The 17,954-nt window shown below is 60.9% G+C and carries 14 protein-coding genes; 2 read left to right on the forward strand and 12 right to left on the reverse strand.

The features are described from left to right. Position 1: 1 nt before the first annotated feature. Together AC3WRD_RS11475 and pilB are read right to left on the reverse strand one after the other, a co-directional pair. The gene (locus tag AC3WRD_RS11475; protein ID WP_102621088.1) at positions 2-1,219 is read right to left on the reverse strand and encodes a type II secretion system F family protein; all 1,218 of its coding nucleotides are present in this window, start codon (positions 1,217-1,219) and stop codon (positions 2-4) included. A 2-nt stretch (positions 1,220-1,221) separates the two neighbouring features. Then, positions 1,222-2,922 carry a type IV-A pilus assembly ATPase PilB gene (pilB, locus tag AC3WRD_RS11480; protein WP_096820893.1) on the reverse strand — a complete coding sequence of 567 codons (1,701 nt, stop codon included), beginning with the start codon at positions 2,920-2,922 and terminating at the stop codon, positions 1,222-1,224. A gap of 226 nt (positions 2,923-3,148) precedes the next feature. Here pilB and AC3WRD_RS11485 point away from each other — a divergent pair, with 226 nt between their 5' ends. After that, positions 3,149-3,589 carry a pilin gene (locus tag AC3WRD_RS11485; RefSeq protein WP_096820894.1) on the forward strand — a complete coding sequence of 147 codons (441 nt, stop codon included), beginning with the start codon at positions 3,149-3,151 and terminating at the stop codon, positions 3,587-3,589. 298 nt (positions 3,590-3,887) lie between these two features. Beyond that, a complete protein-coding gene (locus AC3WRD_RS11490) occupies positions 3,888-4,244 on the forward strand; it encodes a BON domain-containing protein (protein WP_096820895.1) in 357 nt (118 codons plus the stop codon). Between the two features lie 168 nt (positions 4,245-4,412). On the opposite strand, the gene AC3WRD_RS11495 is transcribed toward AC3WRD_RS11490, so the two are convergent. The 10 genes from AC3WRD_RS11495 to AC3WRD_RS11540 all read right to left on the reverse strand — a co-directional run bounded on the left by AC3WRD_RS11495 (position 4,413) and on the right by AC3WRD_RS11540 (position 17,716). After that, positions 4,413-4,709, reverse strand: a complete 297-nt coding sequence (locus AC3WRD_RS11495; protein WP_102621087.1) for a DUF2845 domain-containing protein — start codon at positions 4,707-4,709, stop codon at positions 4,413-4,415. Then, a complete protein-coding gene (locus AC3WRD_RS11500; RefSeq protein ID WP_102621086.1) occupies positions 4,709-7,660 on the reverse strand; it encodes a DUF748 domain-containing protein in 2,952 nt (983 codons plus the stop codon). The genes AC3WRD_RS11495 and AC3WRD_RS11500 overlap by 1 nt, the downstream gene beginning before the upstream one ends. A 122-nt stretch (positions 7,661-7,782) precedes the next feature. Beyond that, positions 7,783-8,799 carry a class I SAM-dependent rRNA methyltransferase gene (locus tag AC3WRD_RS11505; RefSeq protein ID WP_102621085.1) on the reverse strand — a complete coding sequence of 339 codons (1,017 nt, stop codon included), beginning with the start codon at positions 8,797-8,799 and terminating at the stop codon, positions 7,783-7,785. 54 nt (positions 8,800-8,853) lie between these two features. Next, positions 8,854-9,723, reverse strand: coding sequence for an oxygenase MpaB family protein (locus AC3WRD_RS11510; protein WP_102621084.1), 870 nt, complete (start codon positions 9,721-9,723; stop codon positions 8,854-8,856). 50 nt (positions 9,724-9,773) lie between these two features. Beyond that, complete coding sequence (acs, locus tag AC3WRD_RS11515) at positions 9,774-11,711, reverse strand: acetate--CoA ligase (RefSeq protein WP_102621083.1); 1,938 nt, start codon at positions 11,709-11,711, stop codon at positions 9,774-9,776. Between the two features lie 114 nt (positions 11,712-11,825). After that, on the reverse strand, positions 11,826-13,490 hold the full coding sequence (gene pgi / locus AC3WRD_RS11520; protein WP_096820901.1) for a glucose-6-phosphate isomerase: 1,665 nt from the start codon (positions 13,488-13,490) through the stop codon (positions 11,826-11,828). Between the two features lie 358 nt (positions 13,491-13,848). Next, positions 13,849-14,709, reverse strand: coding sequence for a pantoate--beta-alanine ligase (panC, locus tag AC3WRD_RS11525; protein ID WP_102621082.1), 861 nt, complete (start codon positions 14,707-14,709; stop codon positions 13,849-13,851). Beyond that, on the reverse strand, positions 14,706-15,506 hold the full coding sequence (gene panB / locus AC3WRD_RS11530) for a 3-methyl-2-oxobutanoate hydroxymethyltransferase (protein ID WP_096820903.1): 801 nt from the start codon (positions 15,504-15,506) through the stop codon (positions 14,706-14,708). The genes panC and panB overlap by 4 nt, the downstream gene beginning before the upstream one ends. A 320-nt stretch (positions 15,507-15,826) precedes the next feature. Beyond that, on the reverse strand, positions 15,827-16,312 hold the full coding sequence (folK, locus tag AC3WRD_RS11535) for a 2-amino-4-hydroxy-6-hydroxymethyldihydropteridine diphosphokinase (protein ID WP_102621081.1): 486 nt from the start codon (positions 16,310-16,312) through the stop codon (positions 15,827-15,829). A 3-nt stretch (positions 16,313-16,315) separates the two neighbouring features. Then, the gene (locus AC3WRD_RS11540; protein WP_096820905.1) at positions 16,316-17,716 is read right to left on the reverse strand and encodes a polynucleotide adenylyltransferase PcnB; all 1,401 of its coding nucleotides are present in this window, start codon (positions 17,714-17,716) and stop codon (positions 16,316-16,318) included. Positions 17,717-17,954 lie beyond the last annotated feature (238 nt).

Here is a 17,954-nt window from a genome sequence, read left to right on the forward strand (position 1 = left end):
GTCAGATCGCTGAGCCGAGTTGGAAGATCGGCAGGTACATGGCCACGACCAGCCCGCCGACGATCACCCCGAGTACCACCATGACGAAAGGCTCCATCAGGCTGGTGAGGTTGTCGACCATGTTATCCACTTCTTCCTCGTAGAACCCGGCAACCTTGTCGAGCATATCGTCCAGGGCGCCGGACTCTTCGCCGATGGCGGTCATTTGCACGGCCATGTTCGGAAAGATTCCGGTGGTGCGCATCGAAAAGTTCAGTTGCATGCCGGTGGCCACGTCCTGGCGAATGCGCAGCACCGCGCGTTTGAACACCACATTGCCGGTGGCCCCGGCAACCGAGTCCAGCGCTTCGACCAGCGGCACGCCGGCGGCAAACGTGGTCGACAGGGTTCGGGCGAAACGGGCCACGGCGGACTTGTACATCATGGTGCCCACCAGCGGCAGTTTCAGCAGCCAGGCATCACGCCGGTCACGCAGGGCCTGGGATTTCTTCAGGGCATGGCGGGTGCCGAAAAACGCCGCGACCAGCACGCCGAGAATCGCCCACCACCATTGCTGCATGAACTCCGAGAGGCCGATCACCATCAGGGTGAACGCAGGCAGTTCGGCACCGAACCCGGAAAACACCGACTGGAACTGCGGCACCACTTTCACCAGCAGAATCCCGGTGACGACCGCCGCCACCAGGATCACGGCGGTGGGGTAGGTCATGGCTTTCTTGATCTTGGCCTTGAGGCTTTCGCTCTTTTCCTTGTAGGTCGCTACGCGTTCCAAAAGGGTATCGAGGGCGCCGGATTGCTCGCCGGCATCGACCAGGTTGCAGTACAACTCGTCGAAGTATTGCGGCTTCTTTCGCAGGGCCGCGGCGAAGCTGTTGCCGGCGGCGACTTCCTGTTTCACCTCGTCCACCAGTTTGCGCATCGCCGGGTTTTCAAAGCCTTCGCCGATGATGTCGAACGACTGCAGCAACGGCACGCCGGCTTTCATCATGGTTGCCATCTGCCGGGTGAAGAGGGCGATGTCCAGCGGCTTGATGCGTTTGCCGAAATTCAGCAACGACGCGGATTTCTTGCGCACCTTGCCGGGGTTGATGCCCTGCTTGCGCAACTGTGCCTTGATCAGTGCGGGGTTTTGCCCGCTCAACTCGCCGGTGATCCTGCTGCCTTTCTTGTCCGTGCCTTCCCAGGCATAGACGCTGATTTTCGCTGCCTTGACGGCCATGTTCAGTCCTTGGTGACCCGGTTGATTTCTTCAAGGCTGGTGATGCCTTGCATCGCCTTGATCAGTCCCGAGGTGCGCAGGTCGTTGAAGCCGTCCAGGCGCATCTGGCTGTCGATTTCCAATGAGTTGCCCTCGGCCATGATCAGCCGTTGCAGCTCGGGGGTGTTTTTCACCACTTCATAAATCCCGGTGCGTCCCTTGTAGCCGCCGTTGCATTGATCGCAACCGGCGGGCTCATAGATCGTGAAACTGCCGATGCGTTCCTCGGGAAAACCTTCCTTGAGCAAGGTTTCGCGGGGAATCTCGATGGGCTTTTTGCAGTGGCTGCAGAGTTTTCGCGCCAGACGCTGGGCGATGATCAGGCTGACCGACGTGGCGATGTTGAAGCCGGGAATGCCCATGTTGTGCAAGCGGGTGAGTGTCTCGGCGGCGCTGTTGGTGTGCAGCGTGGAGAGTACAAGGTGACCGGTCTGCGCTGCCTTGATGGCGATTTCCGCAGTCTCGAGATCGCGGATCTCACCGACCATGATCACGTCCGGGTCCTGGCGCAGGAACGAGCGCAGGGCCTGGGCGAAGTCCAGCCCCTGCTTAGGATTGACGTTGACCTGATTGATGCCTTCCATGTTGATCTCCACCGGGTCTTCGGCAGTGGAGATGTTGATGTCGACGGTATTGAGAATGTTGAGCCCGGTGTACAGCGACACGGTCTTGCCGGAACCGGTGGGACCGGTGACCAGGATCATGCCTTGTGGTTGCTTCAGGGCAGCGAGGTACAGGTCTTTCTGTTCCGGCTCGTAGCCGAGGGCGTCGATGCCTATCTGCGCGCTGGACGGGTCGAGGATCCGGATCACCACTTTCTCGCCCCACAGGGTTGGCAAGGTGTTGACCCGGAAATCGATCGACTTGCTCTTCGACAGGCGCATCTTCAGTCGCCCGTCCTGAGGTTTGCGGCGCTCCGAGATGTCGAGGCTGGCCATGACCTTCAGGCGTGCGGCGATGCGTCCGGCCAGTTGAATCGGCGGCTTGGCCACTTCGCGCAGGATGCCGTCGGTACGTACGCGCACCCGGTAGTTTTTTTCGTAGGGTTCAAAGTGCAGGTCGGAAGAACCGCTCTTGATCGCGTCCAGCAGCATCTTGTGGACGAAGCGCACCACCGGCGCGTCGTCGGCGTCCAGCCCACCGATGGCGTCCTGCTTGCTGTCATCGATGGACTCGACGTCCAGCCCGTCGAGGTCGACATCGGCCATGTCTTCCAGGCCGGAGGCGTGGGTGTCGAAGAACTTCTCGATGGCGTCGGTGAGCTTGTCGTCCTCCACCAGAATCGCTTCGGTGGTCAGCCCGGTGCTGAACTGAATATCGTTGATTGCCTGATGATTGCTCGGGTCGGAGATCCCCACGAACAACTTGTTGCCGCGCCGCCACAGGGGCAGGGCATGGTGCTGGCGCACCAGTTTTTCGCTGACCAGGCCCTTGGGCTGGGTTTCCTTGTCCAGGCAGTTGAGGTCGAGGAACGCCATGCCGAAATGTTCCGAGGCGATCTCGGCAACCTGCGAACTCTTCACCAGTTTGTTCTGTACCAGATAGCTGACCAGCGACAGACGATTGCGCTGGGCCTGCTGCCAGGCTTGCTGGGCGCTTTTTTCCGTGAGCAGTTCGGCCTGTACCAATTGCTTGGCCAGACCGCTCAGAGCGATGTCATTCATGGGAATCCCGGATGCAGACAGTTCATGACTTATAGCCTAGTCAAGTGACAGCGCCAAACCGCCTCGGTGCAGGTGACAAAAAGTGTCAGATAGTGCGGTTACAGGTTGTAGGAAACGCCGCGATAGCGTGATCGCGCCCAGCCTGCGCGGGTGCGGGCGCCTTGGCACGGGCTGTGCTGAGTCCTGTTCAGATCATGAGATTCCGACTCATGCATGGAGCGTGTCTATGAAGAAACAACAAGGTTTCACTCTGATCGAGCTGCTGATCGTCGTGGCGATCATCGGCATTCTGGCCACCATCGCGTTGCCGCAATACACCAAGTACCAGGCACGGTCGAAGGTGACGGCAGGGCTGGCGGAAATCAGCGCACTCAAAGTGCCGTTCGAGGACACCATTAATCAAGGTACCGACCCGACCCTGTTGCTGGTGGCCGGTAACGCGGCAGCCACCACCTCCAACTGCACGTTGGCGGCGTCGGGCACGGCTTCGACAGGGGCCGGCACGATTACCTGCACGCTGGTGAACGCACCAGGCCCGGTGCTGGGCAAGACCATCACGCTCTCCCGCACGGGTGCTGCTACCGGCAACACCGCCGGTGTCTGGAGTTGCGCATCCACGGTCAACCCGGACTACGCGCCTAAAGGTTGCCCGGGCAGCGGTGCCTGATCGGCTGGCCAGGTGTCATGAAATGCCCCGCTTCGCGGGGCATTTTCTTTTGCCCGGCACTTCACAAAAGCTTCAATCATTTCAGCGTGTTAGGAACTTTTCCAAAAGCCGCAACTTGCATGCAGATAATTCGAACGTCATGCAATTTGCATGATTCCGAAAATGTTCATGATTTATAACTTATTGATTTATAAAGAATTATTGTCTTTTGAAAACTTGGCACAGCGTTCGCAATATCTCCAGTAACCCTGCTGACAAGACACGCAGCAGACTTTCCAGAAAAACAGGAGTTACTCGTATGAAGAAGTTCGCTATCACTGCCGCTGCTGCTACCGCGCTGACCCTGACCATGGCCACCGGCGCATTCGCACAATCCACTCAGGCAACCCAGGCGCCAATGACCCTGGCCGCCGGTGAAATGACCAAGGCGAAAGAGGCCACTTCCGACACCTGGATCACCACTAAAGTCAAAAGCGACCTGGTCACCGAAAAAGGCATTCCAGGCACTGATATCAAAGTAGAAACCAACAAAGGCGTCGTTTCCCTGTCTTCGACCGTTGCCATCACCGAAGCTCAGAAAACCACCGCCGTGGCCATCGCCAAGAAAATCAAAGGCGTGAAAGCGGTCTCCGCTGACGGCCTGAAAGCCGAGTAAGGCAAGACTTCTCGCCTGGACCGGGAGAAGACGCGACAGGCGGGCCGAGTCATACGTCTGCCGCACTTTAGAGTTCATGCGAACGGCCACAGGGAGTGGCCATTACAGGCCCCGGCATTCGTGTCGGGGCCTGTTCTATTTCAGGGACGGGAAAACCAATGGGGGAGGTCAGTTGCCACGTTTGCTGTTGATCTGCCGCAGGCGATTACCTTCGAACCGCAGGTATTGGTACATGCCGTTGCTCGGGCCGTAGGTCCATTCCTCGACCTGAAACTCTTCCCGGCGATTGGCGCTGCGCTTGTAACCCAGTACGTCACGGCTGACCGGTTCACCGCACTTTTGCAGCACCTCGCTGGAACGGTCGCCAAGGCTGACCAACTGGCTGCCGCAGCGCAGCGTATCGGATGCTGACGCCTGGCTGGCGACGAGCGCCAGCACTATTGCCGCCAGCCATTGGCTGTTCATCACTCGGCGTCCAGATGCATTTGCGTCACCACGCGGCCGTCGCTCTCCGCTTCGCCGAGATTGGCGTCGATGAAGTACACGCGGTCGTCGGCCAGTTGGCCTTTGTCCACCAGGTAATCCTTGATGCTGCTGGCACGGTCCTGACCGAGCTGGCGCAGCAGCACATCGCTGGAGCTCCAGAACTTGATCACGTCCGCACGCATTTTCGCGGTGCGCTCTTCCTTGCCCAGATCTTTCCATTCAGCCGGCGGCTGGGTTTTCAGACGAGTGCGGTAGATGCCTTCGAGCAGCGGGCCTTTTTCGTTATCCGGGACCTGGATCAGTGATGCTTGGGCCGGCACCTTGTCGCCACGGCGCTGCAGCATCTTGTAGTAGTTGTACTGGTATTCACGTTCCAGACGCTGTTCGGCAATCAGCGGGCCGTCGCTGCTCTGGGCGGCGGTGCCTTCGATTTCCAGGCGCAGGGCCGGACGTTCCTTCAAGGCCTGGGACAGTTTGACCAGCGCGGCTTCGGCGTCCTTGTTCAGTTCGCTGGAACCCGGTGCGAATGACACGGTGCCGAGGTCTTCGGAACCGCCCCCGTTGATCAGCCCGCCAATCATCTTGAACGGTGCGGCGGCGGCTTTGACGACCAGATTGCGCAGGGTCTGCCAGATAATCGGCATCACACTGAATTGCGGGTTGTTCAGGTCGCCGGTAACCGGCAGCTCGATGGAAATCTTGCCGTCCACGTCCTTGAGCAACGCAATCGCCAGTTTCAGCGGCAGGCTCACGGCATCCGGGCTGTCGACTTTCTCACCCAGTTGCAACTGCTCGACCACCACTTTGTTCTCGGCCTTGAGCTGGCCCTTGGTGATCAGGTAGTGCAGGTCGAGATTGAGCCGGCCCTTGCGGATCCGGTAACCGGCGAACTTGCCGGAGTAGGGCGTCAGGGTGGTCAGTTCGACCCGTTTGAAGCTGGTGGCGATGTCGAGACTGGCCATCGGATCGAACGGGTTGACGGCGCCCTTGATGGTCACCGGCGCATAGCGGTCGACCTTGCCTTTGACGTCGACGCTGGCGGGTTTCGCCTGACGGCTGTCGATGGTGCCGATCTGGCCGTTGAGCTGCTGGACTGCGGTGGCGAAATTCGGGGTCAGGCTGAAGTCGGCGAAGTTGGCCGAGCCGTCATTGATCGCGATACCGCCGATATGAATGCCCAGCGGTTTCGAGTTGCCGGCTGGTTTGGCCGCTGCGGTTTTCGCCCCGGAATCGGCAGGTTGCGGAATCAGCAAGTCGTCGATGTTGGTGGTGCGGTCATCGTTGATCATGAATCGCACATAGGGCTGGAACAGGTTGATTCTGTCGATCGACAGGTTGTCGCCGTGCTGATAGTTCAGGCCTTCGACCACCACTTGCTGCCACTTGAGGAAGTCGCGGGTCTTCAGGGTGTCGAGGGTGTGCAACTGATCGACCTGGGCGCGACCGGTGACACTGAGTGCCAGAGGTGTGACGCTTTTCAGATTCACTTTCAGATCGCTGCCGAGCATGCCGCTGCGCAGTTCCAGGCGAATGAACGGGTTGATGTAGGACTGGGCGACGCGAAGGTCGATGTCCTGCGTCTTCACGTTGAGCTGGGCCGTGACCGGTGCCAGATTGACCACGCCGTCGGCGCTGATCTTGCCTTGCTTGCCCAGGCCGGTGTCCAGTTTGACGTTGAAGGGCGAGCCGTTGAGGCTGTCGAAATTCTGCAGGTCGAGGTTCAGCGGCGTGACATCCAGCGTGACTTCCGGCTTCGCCGAGCGGTCGGCCAGATGCACTTTGTAGTCACGCAGTTGCACGTCCTTGAGCAGCACCTGCCACGGTTTGCCCGGTGCGGCCGGTTCCGGTTTCGGTGAGTCGGCAGCCGCCGGAGTGCTTTTCGGTTCCGCCGCCGCTTTGGCGGCAGGTTTCGACGGCTGGCTGGCGAACAGTTTCTGCCAGTCCAGTTGCCCGTCCGCCTCAAGGGCGGCCCAGGTTTCGAGTTTCTGGCTGCGGATCTTGCCGACCACCACTTGCTGTTTGGCCAGGTCCACCGTGGTTTCGCTGACGTCGAGGCGGTCGAGTTTCGCCAGCGGGCGCCCGTCCGGGGCCTTGATCGCAAACGGCGCGACACTGACCGAGACGTTGCTCAACAGCAGTTCGGTTTCCTTGGACAGGTTGAGCTTGTAGTCGGTGCTCAGGCTGACTACGCCGTTTTCCAGTACCAATGGCACCGCATCGCGCACGTAGGGCCAGAAGGCTTTCATCTGGCCATCGGTGACTTTGAGCGTGCCTTCGGAGGCGATCGGGATCAGGCTGAAGTTGCCTTTCCAGTCGATCTGTCCACCGGCCGGGCCGATGGCGACAAGGGTCATGTCGGCGTTGTCGTCGGGCAGGGTGCTGAGGTTGTTCAGTTCGAAATCGAGCTTGTCGTAGAGGAACTCGATCGGTTCACTCGGGCGTGCATCCTCGAAATGCACGTTGCCGCCGGCCAGTTTGATCCGGTCGATGCGCAGCGGAAACGGTTTGGCATTCGGATCGGCCGGCGTCGGTTCACTGGCCGGCAACTTGAACAGACCCAGCAGATTGAGTTTGCCGTCTTGGGCGAACAGGACTTCGGTCTTGGGTTTGTCCAGTTCGATGTCGGACAGGTGCAGCGCTTTTGTCCACAGGCTGTCGAGTTGCAGGTTGGCGTACAGGCGTTCGAAACCGACCTGTTCCTTGCCCGGCTCGCCGATGACCAGGCCCCAAAGCGTGACTTCGAGGCTGAACGGATTGAGTTCGATACGCTGGATGTGCGCAGGCACCGTCGCGTAGTTGGCCAGTTGCTGGTTGGCCACGCGGAGCGCAATGCCCGGCAAAATCAGAAACCCCAGCAGGCTGTAGAGGGCCAGAGCGGTCAACAAGGCGCCAATCGCGCGAATCAATCCTTTGGGCATGTGCGGCTTCATCTGTCTGAATCGGAGTGCCTTGGAGTATGGCACGCGATTCCGGTTCCGAAGTAATAGCCTGTGATCAGGATTGTTCAGATTTTTCTGTGGGAAATTTCCTGCGCGACTTTAGAACCAGAAAATCAGAGCTGAAGAATCAGGGTCTTCAGCGGCGGTTGTTGATCCTGCGAAGGGAAGTCGGCACCCGGCGTCATCACACTCCACTCACGTACCGGGCGCCCGGCTTTCTCGGCGCAGCGCAGCACCTGTTCGCGCCAGTCGTCCATGCTGACTTTCGCCAGGTTGTTGCAGCAGATCAGCACGCCATTTTCGGCGGTGGTCAGCAGGGCTGGCTTGAGCAGGCTTTGATAATCGCGCAGCAGATCGACCGTGCCGAACGCACTTTTGGCCCACGCGGGAGGGTCGAGCAGCACCAGATCGTATTGGCGCTGTTCGAGGCGCTGATAGCTCGGCAGTTTCTGCCCGCGACGCTGACTGATCGGCAGACCGGCCAACTGGCGAATCGCCGGGAAGTAGTCGGACTGGATGAACTCCATGGTCGGCAGTTGCGGATTGAGCAAACCGTTCGCGCGCCCGACCGCCAGATTGCCCTCGGCGAAGTCCAGGTTGCATACCTCGCGGGCACCGCCGGCGGCCGCACTGAGACCGACGCCGCAGGTGTAGGCGAACAGGTTGAGCACGCTTTTGCCCTTGGCGTGATCCTTGACCCAGCCGCGGGCGTTGCGCAGGTCGAGGAACAGCAGAGGATCCTGACCGGCGTGGCGCCCGCGCACACGGTAGTTCAGGCCCCATTCGTGGCCGACCAGATCAACCAGCGCAGCATCGTCGGCGCGGTACACGCTGTCTTCACGATCGATGCGCGAGTTGCCACGGGAGCGGTCGTTGTAAACCAGCAAGGTTTGCAATCCCAACGTTTCATTCACCGTGGCGTGCAGTTGCAGCAGGTCGGCGAGTTCCAGCGTCTGGTGGAAGCTCTGCACCATCAGTTGCGGGCCGTAGCGATCGATAGTCAGGCCGCCGGCGCCTTCCTGGCTGCCGTGGAACAGGCGATAGCAGTCGGTGCCCTGGCGGTGCAGCTCGGCGAGCAGATCCTGGCGTTGATCGAGGGCGGCGCGCAGCGCCTGATTCAGGGAAGACATGCTTGCGCCTTGCTGGAGGGAATCGGGGCGCGGGAGTTTAGCAGTTACTGAGCTTCAGCTCAGCCCCATCCGCCGCTGGGCCCGCTGAACCGATCCATTGCGCATCGCCCAGCGCAGCATTGGCGCGCTGCGTTTGACACTGGCGCGGATCAACTGGCGTTGCAGCGGGTTCTGGCGGGCATCCAGCATGTCGCTGGCCCAGTCCGGCAGCAGGTCGATGCCGGCCTTCATCATCAGGTCGCCAAACGGCCGCGCCAGAACGCTGGGCGCCGGGGCATCGAGCAGCAGGCGCAAGACTTCGCGGCTGCGTTCGTCACACAGCAACTGCGGGCGCATCCGTTGCAGGTAATCGGCCACGGCCTGGCGTGATTTCGGTACATCCCGGGCACCCAGTCGTTCAGCGACCACGGCGATTTCCGCGTAGTAACGATCCTGGTCCACCGGCGACAACTGCGGGTTGCGGTAACGCAAATGAGCGGCGAGAAAGTTGCTGACTTCGGCCACGTGCACCCAGGTCAGCAGATCCGGATCGCTGGCCGCATAGGGCCGGCCATCCGGCGCGGTGCCGACGACTTGCAGGTGAATGGTGCGGACTTTTTCGATCAGCCATTCGGCGTCCCGTTTCGAGCCGAACGTAGTGCCGGAGACAAACTGGCTGGTACGGCGCAAGCGGCCGAGCATGTCCTGGCGAAAGTTCGAGTGGTCCCAGACGCCGGCCAGTGCCAGTGGGTGCAAGGCTTGCAGCAACAAGGCACTGATGCCGCCGATCAACATGCTGCTGAAGTCGCCGTGCACTTGCCAACTGATCGAGTCCGGGCCGAACAGGCCGGGATCGCCCTTGGGGTTTTCCAGATCGAGCTGGCCGAGGGACAGACCGGTCAGGCTCATGAGTTGGTTTTCGATACGGCTGCGGATGAATTCCATGGCAACTCAGTGATGAAGGGCGGCGCGGCCGGTTGACCGCGCCCGTGATTCTACTGGTTAAGGCGTTTGTCGATCAGCCCCTGCACCACGCTCGGGTCAGCCAGGGTCGAGGTGTCGCCGAGGCTGTCGAGTTCGTTGCAGGCAATCTTGCGCAGGATCCGCCGCATGATCTTGCCCGAACGGGTTTTCGGCAGGGCCGGGGCCCACTGGATCAGGTCCGGTTTGGCAAAACTGCCGATCTCCTTGCTGACGTGGGCCAGCAGTTCCTTTTTCAGATCGTCGTTGGGTTCGGCACCGTTCATGGGCGTGACGAAGGCATAGATGCCCTGGCCTTTGACGTCATGGGGATAACCGACCACGGCGGCCTCGGCAATGCTGTCGTGCAGCACCAGGGCGCTCTCGACCTCGGCGGTGCCGATGCGGTGGCCGGAGACATTGATCACGTCGTCGATGCGCCCGGTGATCCAGTAGTCGCCGTCCTCGTCGCGGCGGGCGCCGTCGCCGGTGAAGTAGTAGCCGGGGTAGGGCTTGAAGTAAGTGTCGACCATGCGCTGCGGATCACCGTAGACGCTGCGGATCTGCGCCGGCCAACTGGACTTGATCGCCAGCACGCCGCTGCCGGCGCCTTTGATTTCCTTGCCGTGCTCATCGAGCAGCACCGGTTGCACGCCGAACATCGGTTGGGTGGCGCAGCCCGGTTTTATCCGCTGGGCGCTGACCAGCGGGCTGAGCATGATGCCGCCGGTTTCGGTCTGCCACCAGGTATCGACTATCGGGCAGCGCTGTTCGCCTACGACGTTGAAATACCATTCCCACGCTTCCGGGTTGATCGGCTCACCGACGCTGCCGAGCAATCTGAGGCTCTGTCGCGACGTTTCCTGCAAGGGACCTGCTCCTTCGCGCATCAGTGCGCGCAGGGCAGTGGGGGCGGTGTAGAAGATGTTGACCTTGTGTTTGTCGATCACCTGCCAGAACCGCGAAGTGCTTGGGTAGCTTGGTACGCCTTCGAAGATCAGCGTAGTCGCGCCGTTGGCCAGCGGGCCATAGACGATGTAACTGTGGCCGGTGACCCAGCCGACGTCGGCGGTACACCAGAACACTTCGCCTTCGCGGTAGTCGAGGACGTACTTGAAGGTCATCGCCGCTTGCAGCAGGTAACCGCCGGTGGTGTGCAGCACGCCCTTGGGTTTGCCGGTGCTGCCGGAGGTGTAGAGGATGAACAGCGGATCTTCGGCGTCCATCGGTTCCGGAGGGCAATCGTCGCTGACGTCCCGTACGGCCTGGTGATACCAGAGGTCGCGGCCTTCGACCCAGTCGATCTTGTTCTGGGTGCGTTCGACCACCACGACGGTGCTGACGTCCGGGCAACTCTGCAGGGCCTTGTCGACATTCTGTTTCAGCGGCACGAACTTGCCACCGCGCACGCCCTCGTCGGCGGTGATCACGGTGCGGCAGTCGGCGTCGAGAATGCGGTCGCGCAACGAGTCCGGGGAGAAACCGCCAAACACCACCGAGTGAATCGCGCCGATCCGAGTGCAGGCGAGCATGGCGTAGGCCGCTTCGGGGATCATCGGCATGTAGATGCACACCCGGTCGCCTTTCTTCACGCCACGGCTTTTCAGCACGTTGGCCAGGCGGCAGACGTGGTGATGGAGTTTGTTGTAGGTGATTTGCGTCGATTCGGCAGGGTCGTCACCTTCCCAGAGGATGGCGATCTGATCGCCGCGCTTTTCCAGGTGACGGTCGATGCAGTTGTAGCTGACGTTCAGTTTCGCCCCGGCAAACCAGGAAGCCTCGCCGGTCTTCAGGTCATAGCGCTGGACGGTCTGCCACGGTGTGCTCCAGTCGAGGAAGCGCGTGGCCTGTTCGGCCCAGAAGGTGCTGGGGTGTTCAATGGATTCGCGGTACAGGCGATGGTAGTCGTCCTGACTCAACTGGGCAGCCCGGCGGACGGCATCGGCTTTGGGGAACGTGCTGATATCGAACATGACGGTTCCTTATTCTTGTTATGCGACAAGGATAAAGATGCGCCGAGAGCGGGGAGGGTTCAAGACCCGTAAACAAACACCCCCTCATGGCGAGGGGGTGTGTTCAGTGCAGGATCAGCCGCGGTGACGGCCGCGGAAGTAGTTGATCAGGCCCTGGGTGGAAGCATCTTCGGCGGCGGTTTCTTCGCTGCCGACCAGGCGGTTGTAGACGCCCTTGCCCAGTTCCTTGCCCAGTTCCACGCCCCACTGGTCGAAGGCGTTGATGCCCCAGACCACGCTTTGCACGAAGACTTTGTGTTCGTACATCGCCACCAGTGCGCCGAGACGACGCGGGCTGATGCGCTCGACCACGATGGTGTTGCTCGGACGGTTGCCCGGGATCACCTTGTGCGGTGCCAGTTTCTGTACTTCGGCTTCGCTCATGCCCTTGTCGCGTAGTTCGGCTTCGGCTTCCGGCAGGGTCTTGCCGAGCATCAGCGCCTGGCTCTGGGACAGGCAGTTGGCGTACAGCCACTGATGGTGGTCGGACACCGGGTTGAAGCTGACGATCGGCACGATGAAGTCGGCCGGGATCAGTTGGGTGCCTTGGTGCAGCAACTGGTGGTAAGCATGCTGACCGTTGCAACCTACGCCACCCCAGATCACCGGACCGGTATCGGTCGATACAGGGGTGCCGTCCTGACGCACGCTCTTGCCGTTGGATTCCATGTCCAGCTGTTGCAAGTGCTTGGTGATGTTACGCAGGTAGTGGTCGTACGGCAGGATCGCGTGACTCTGCGCGCCCCAGAAGTTGCCGTACCACACACCGAGCAGGGCCAGCAGCACCGGCATGTTCTGTTCGAACGGCGCGCTCTGGAAATGCTGGTCCATGGTGTAGGCACCGGACAGCAGTTCCTTGAAGTTGGACATGCCGATGGCCAGGGCGATTGGCAGACCGATGGCCGACCACAGCGAATAACGACCGCCGACCCAGTCCCACATCGGGAAGATGTTTTCTTCGCGGATACCGAAGGCCACGGCTGCCGCGTTGTTGCTCGATACGGCGATGAAGTGACGATACAGCTCGGCTTCCGAACCGCCCTGAGCCAGGTACCAGGCGCGCGCGGCCTGGGCGTTTTTCAGGGTTTCGAGGGTGTTGAACGACTTCGAAGAAACGATGAACAGCGTGGTCTCTGCGCGCAGTTTTTGCGTCAGCTCGTGGAATTCGCTGCCGTCGATGTTTGCCAGGTAATGGCAACGCACGCCTTTCTGGGCGTAGGACAGCAGGGCTTCGGAGACCAGCTCAGGGCCGAGGAACGAACCACCGATGCCGATGTTCACCACGTCAGTGATCGGCTTCTCGGTGTAACCGCGCCACAGACCGTCGTGGATACGGCCCACGAGATCGGTGATCTGGTTCAGCACCTTGTGTACTTCAGGCATCACGTTGACGCCGTTGACCGACAGCTTGTCGCCGACCGGGCGACGCAGGGCGGTGTGCAGCGCCGGGCGGCCTTCGGAGGAGTTGACGATTTCGCCGTCGAACAGCGCCTTGATCGCGCCCTTGAGATCGACTTCATTGGCCAGGCCCACCAGCAGGTTGCGGGTCTCGGCGTTGATCAGATTCTTCGAATAGTCGAGAAACAGTCCGCAGCTGCTGAGGGTGAACTGATTGAAGCGCTGCGGATCGGCGTTGAAGGCTTCGCGCATGCTGAAATCCTGCATGGCTTGGCGGTGGTCTTTCAACGCTTGCCAGGCAGGCAGAGCGGTAACGTCATGAGGAGTGCGGTAGTACGCCATCGCTGCGGTTTTCCTTTTTACTTGAACGGCCTTTTGAACACTGAAAAGACCTCCCCGCCATGTTTGGGCGAGGGGGCAACTGCGTCGACACGATTACACGGGCGCAGGGCGAATACAGTAAACCTAGCGCTGCGATCTGTCTTGGCTTCTTCTGACCTGTTACCTGTACTTTTTTAACATCGATAACAGCAGACGCCGACAGACGGCGGGTAATACGAGCAAGTCCCTGCTTTTCGCGCGCAGTGGATCGGCGGGCAGTTTGCCCGATGGTCTGGTGGTCAGCAATACGGTTTGGAAGAGGAGGTGACACGAATGTGAGAGCGAGCAGGCTCACTCTCACATTCTGATATTGCGGTGCTCAGGCGGGGGTATCGAGATTCAGGTGCAGGTTGTCGATCAACCGGGTAGTGCCGAGGAACGCAGCCACCAGAATCACCAGGTCACGATCTTCCGCCGTCGCCGGACGCAGGGTCAGGGCGTGGCGGATTTCCAGGTAGTCCGGACGCAGGCCGGCGGCTTCCAGCTGTTGCCGCTGTGCCTGGATCAGGGCCGGGAAGTCGCGCTCGCCCTGCTTGATCGACTCGGCGATGCTGCTCAGGGCGCGATAGACCACGGGCGCCACGGCACGTTGTTCCTCGCTGAGGAAACCGTTGCGCGACGACAGCGCCAAGCCGTCGGCGGCACGCACGGTCGGCTCGCCAATGATCTGGATCGGCATGTTCAGGTCATGCACCAGCGCACGGATCACCGCCAGTTGCTGGTAGTCCTTCTGACCGAAGATCGCCAGATCCGGCTGAACCATGTTGAACAGTTTGCTGACCACGGTCGCCACGCCTTCGAAGTGCCCCGGACGGCTGGCGCCGCACAGGCCTTCGGACAAGTGCGGCACGCTGACCCGGGTCTGGCCGGCCATGCCGTCGGGGTACATCTCTTCGACGGTCGGGGCGAACAGCAGGGAGCAGCCGGCGTCCAGCAGTTTTTCCTGATCCGCCGCCAGGGTGCGCGGGTATTTGTCGAGGTCTTCGCCGGCGCCGAATTGCAGCGGGTTGACGAAAATGCTCGCGACCACGAAGTCCACTCGCTGCCTGGCCTTGGTGATCAGTGCGATGTGGCCGCTGTGCAGGTTGCCCATGGTCGGCACGAAGCCGATGCGCTTGCCTTCGCTGCGGGCGCGCGCCACGGCAGCGCGCAGTTCACGTACGGTTTTAACGGTGTTCATGCAGAGAATCCGTGTTCGATCCCAGGGAAAGTGGCGGCTTTGACTTCGCTGACGTACGCCTTCAATGCGGACTGGATGCTGTCCTGACCCTGCATGAAGTTCTTCACGAATTTCGGTACGCGGCCGCTGATCGACAGGCCGAGCATGTCGTGCAGCACCAGGACCTGACCGTCGGTGTCGGCGCCGGCGCCGATGCCGATCACCGGGATTTTTACTGCGCTGGTGATTTCGGCAGCCAGTTCGCTCGGCACGCATTCCAGCAGCAGCATGGCCGCGCCGGCCTGCTCCAGGGAAATCGCGTCGGCGCGCATCTGGCGTGCCTGGTTTTCGTTGCGACCCTGCACTTTATAGCCGCCGAGAATGTTCACGGCTTGCGGGGTCAGGCCCATGTGGGCGCAGACCGGAACGCCGCGTTCGGCCAGCAGGCGGATCGACTCCGCCAGCCACAGCGCGCCTTCGACCTTGACCATGTGTGCGCCGGCCTGCATCAGCATGGCGCTGTTGGTCATGGTTTGTTCAAGGGTGGCGTTGGCCATGAAAGGCAGGTCGGCCAGGATCAGGGCGTCGGTGTTGCCGCGCTTGACGCTGGCGGTGTGGTAGGCCATTTCCGCAATGGTCACCGGCAGGGTGCTGTCGTGACCTTGCAGGACCATGCCGAGGGAGTCGCCCACCAGCAGCACTTCGACACCGGCCTCGTTGCAGGCGTGGGCGAAGGTCGCGTCATAGCAGGTCAGCATGGTGATCTTTTCACCTTTCTGCTTGAGGCTCTGGAGCGTGGTCAGGGTGATGGCTGGCATGTAAGAAATCCTCGTTCAGGCGCTTTGGAAACTACTGCGAGTAACGCGCGTGATTCGTCATCTACTCAGGCGCACGCTCTTTTGTCGTGCTTATAAGGCCTGGATTGCGCCCTTGTATGCCGGGTTGGCGGCAGCGGGACGCCTATAGTCGTGATGAGGCCTCAGGAAGTCAATTGCATGTGTTACCGCATTGTTACGACGGGAGTGTTACCGGCGTTACTGATGCGATTCAGCGGGCCGGCGGGCCTGATCTGCGGAGTTTTTGTCCTACAAGAACGCAAAATGCGGGAGTCAGTTTGCTCCCGCATCAGCGGTTTGTGTCAGGCGTGGGCGAGGCGTTCGAGGCCGACGAACGGGCAGGCTTTCAGAAGATCGGCAAGGGTGCGGCCATCAGCCAGGTGCAGATCTTCGGGGGCCAGTTCGGCCAGGGGATACAGAACGAAGGCGCGTTCCTGCATGTGGTAATGCGGGACTTTGAGGCGCGGCTCGTCGATCAGTCGGTCACCGAACAACAGGATGTCCAGGTCCAGCGTGCGCGGGCCCCAGCGCTCCAGGCGTTCGCGGCCCTGACCGTTTTCGATGGCTTGTAGGGCATCGAGCAGTTCCAGCGGGGCGAGTGTGCTGTCGAGCGCCGCGACCGCGTTGGTGTAACGCGGTTGGCCCGGCAGCAACGAATCGCTCTGGTAAAAGGCCGAGACGCCGACCAGCGCGCTGTCTGGCAATTGCCCCAGCGCGTCGACCGCGCTGCGCAGTTGTTCGGCGGGGTCAGCCAGATTGCTGCCCATGCCGATGTAGATGCGTTCCATGCCTTATTCGCCCGTGGCGCTCGGTGCGCCTGCGCGCTTGCGCTTGGAACCGCTGCTGCGGCGACGCTTGCGCGGAGCACCGCTGGCGCCGTCATCCTTGCCGCTGAGGTCGCGGATCATGTCGCGGCGCTCGCTGTCATTGGCGTCTTGATAATCGGTCCACCATTCGCCCAGGCCATCGGTCTGCTCGCCGGCGCTTTCACGCAGCAGCAGGAAGTCGTAGCCGGCGCGGAAGCGCGGATTGTCCAGCAACAGGTCGGCGCGTTTGCCGCTGCGGCGCGGCAGGCGTTCCTGCATGTCCCAGATCTCGCGGATCGGCATGGTGAAGCGTTTTGGAATCGCAATGCGCTGGCACTGTTCGGCGATCAGCTCGTGGGCGGCTTCCTGCATCGCCGGAATCGGCGGCATGCCACGCTCTTGCAGACGCAACACGCGGGCCGGCAGGGCAGGCCACAGCAATGCGGCAAACAGGAACGCCGGGGTCACCGGTTTGTTCTGCTTGATCCGCAGATCGGTGTTGGTCAGCGCTTCGCTGATCAGCGTGTGGGTGTATTCCGGGTTGTATTCCAGCGCATCGGCACTGGCCGGGAACAACGGCGCGAACAGTTGCAGGTCGACCAGCATTTCGAAGGTGATGGCGCCATGTCCGGAGAGGAACAGCTTGAGCACTTCCTCGAACAGCCGGGCCGACGGAATCTCGCGCAGCATCGGTGCCAGCTCGCGGATCGGCTGGACGGTGTGCTTTTCGATGCCGAAGTTGAGCTTGGCGGCGAAACGCACGGCTCGCAGCATCCGCACCGGGTCTTCCTGGTAACGCTGCTTCGGGTCGCCGATCAGGCGGATCAGATGATTGCGGATGTCGTGCACGCCGTTGGCGTAATCGAGAATGCGCTCGCTGACCGGATCGTAATACAGGGCGTTGATGGTGAAGTCGCGGCGTTGCGCGTCTTCTTCCAGCGTGCCGTAGACGTTGTCGCGCAGAATGCGCCCGCTCTCGTTGCGCGAAGACTGGTTGCTGTCTTCGTCATCTTCGTTTTGCGGGTGATTGGCGCGGAAGGTCGCGACCTCGATGATTTCGCGACCGAAATGGATGTGCACCAGCTTGAAGCGGCGGCCGATGATCCGCGCATTGCGGAATTCGGCGCGGACCTGCTCGGGAGTGGCGCTGGTGGCGACGTCAAAGTCTTTGGGCGTGATGCCCAGCAGCATGTCGCGCACGCAACCGCCGACCAGATAAGCCTGGTAACCGGCGCCTTGCAGACGTTCGACGATATTGACCGCGTAACGGCTGAATTGGCCTTTTTGCAGCGAATGTTGGCCGCTGTTGAGGACTTCAGGCGTGCTACGGATGTGTTGAGTACGACGAACGGGAGTTCGGAATGACTGGAACAACTTCTTCAGCATGGGATGCACTGTTTGAAGGAATGTTCGGCCAGACCAAAGAATGACCGCATGATGGGCCGGGATTCTAGCATTTAGTCGAGTGATGGTGTAGGACGCAGGCATTTTGCGCTGCAAGCCGCAGGCTAAAGGCGTCGAAAAGGATGAGTGAGGGGGATTTTGCTGCGGGGGAGAAACTACAAGGGGAGCCGAAGCTCCCCAAGAAGTAGTTGCGTGCTCTTTTTATTATTGATTCGGGCTT

This window comes from Pseudomonas sp. FW215-R2 (genome assembly GCF_058789255.1).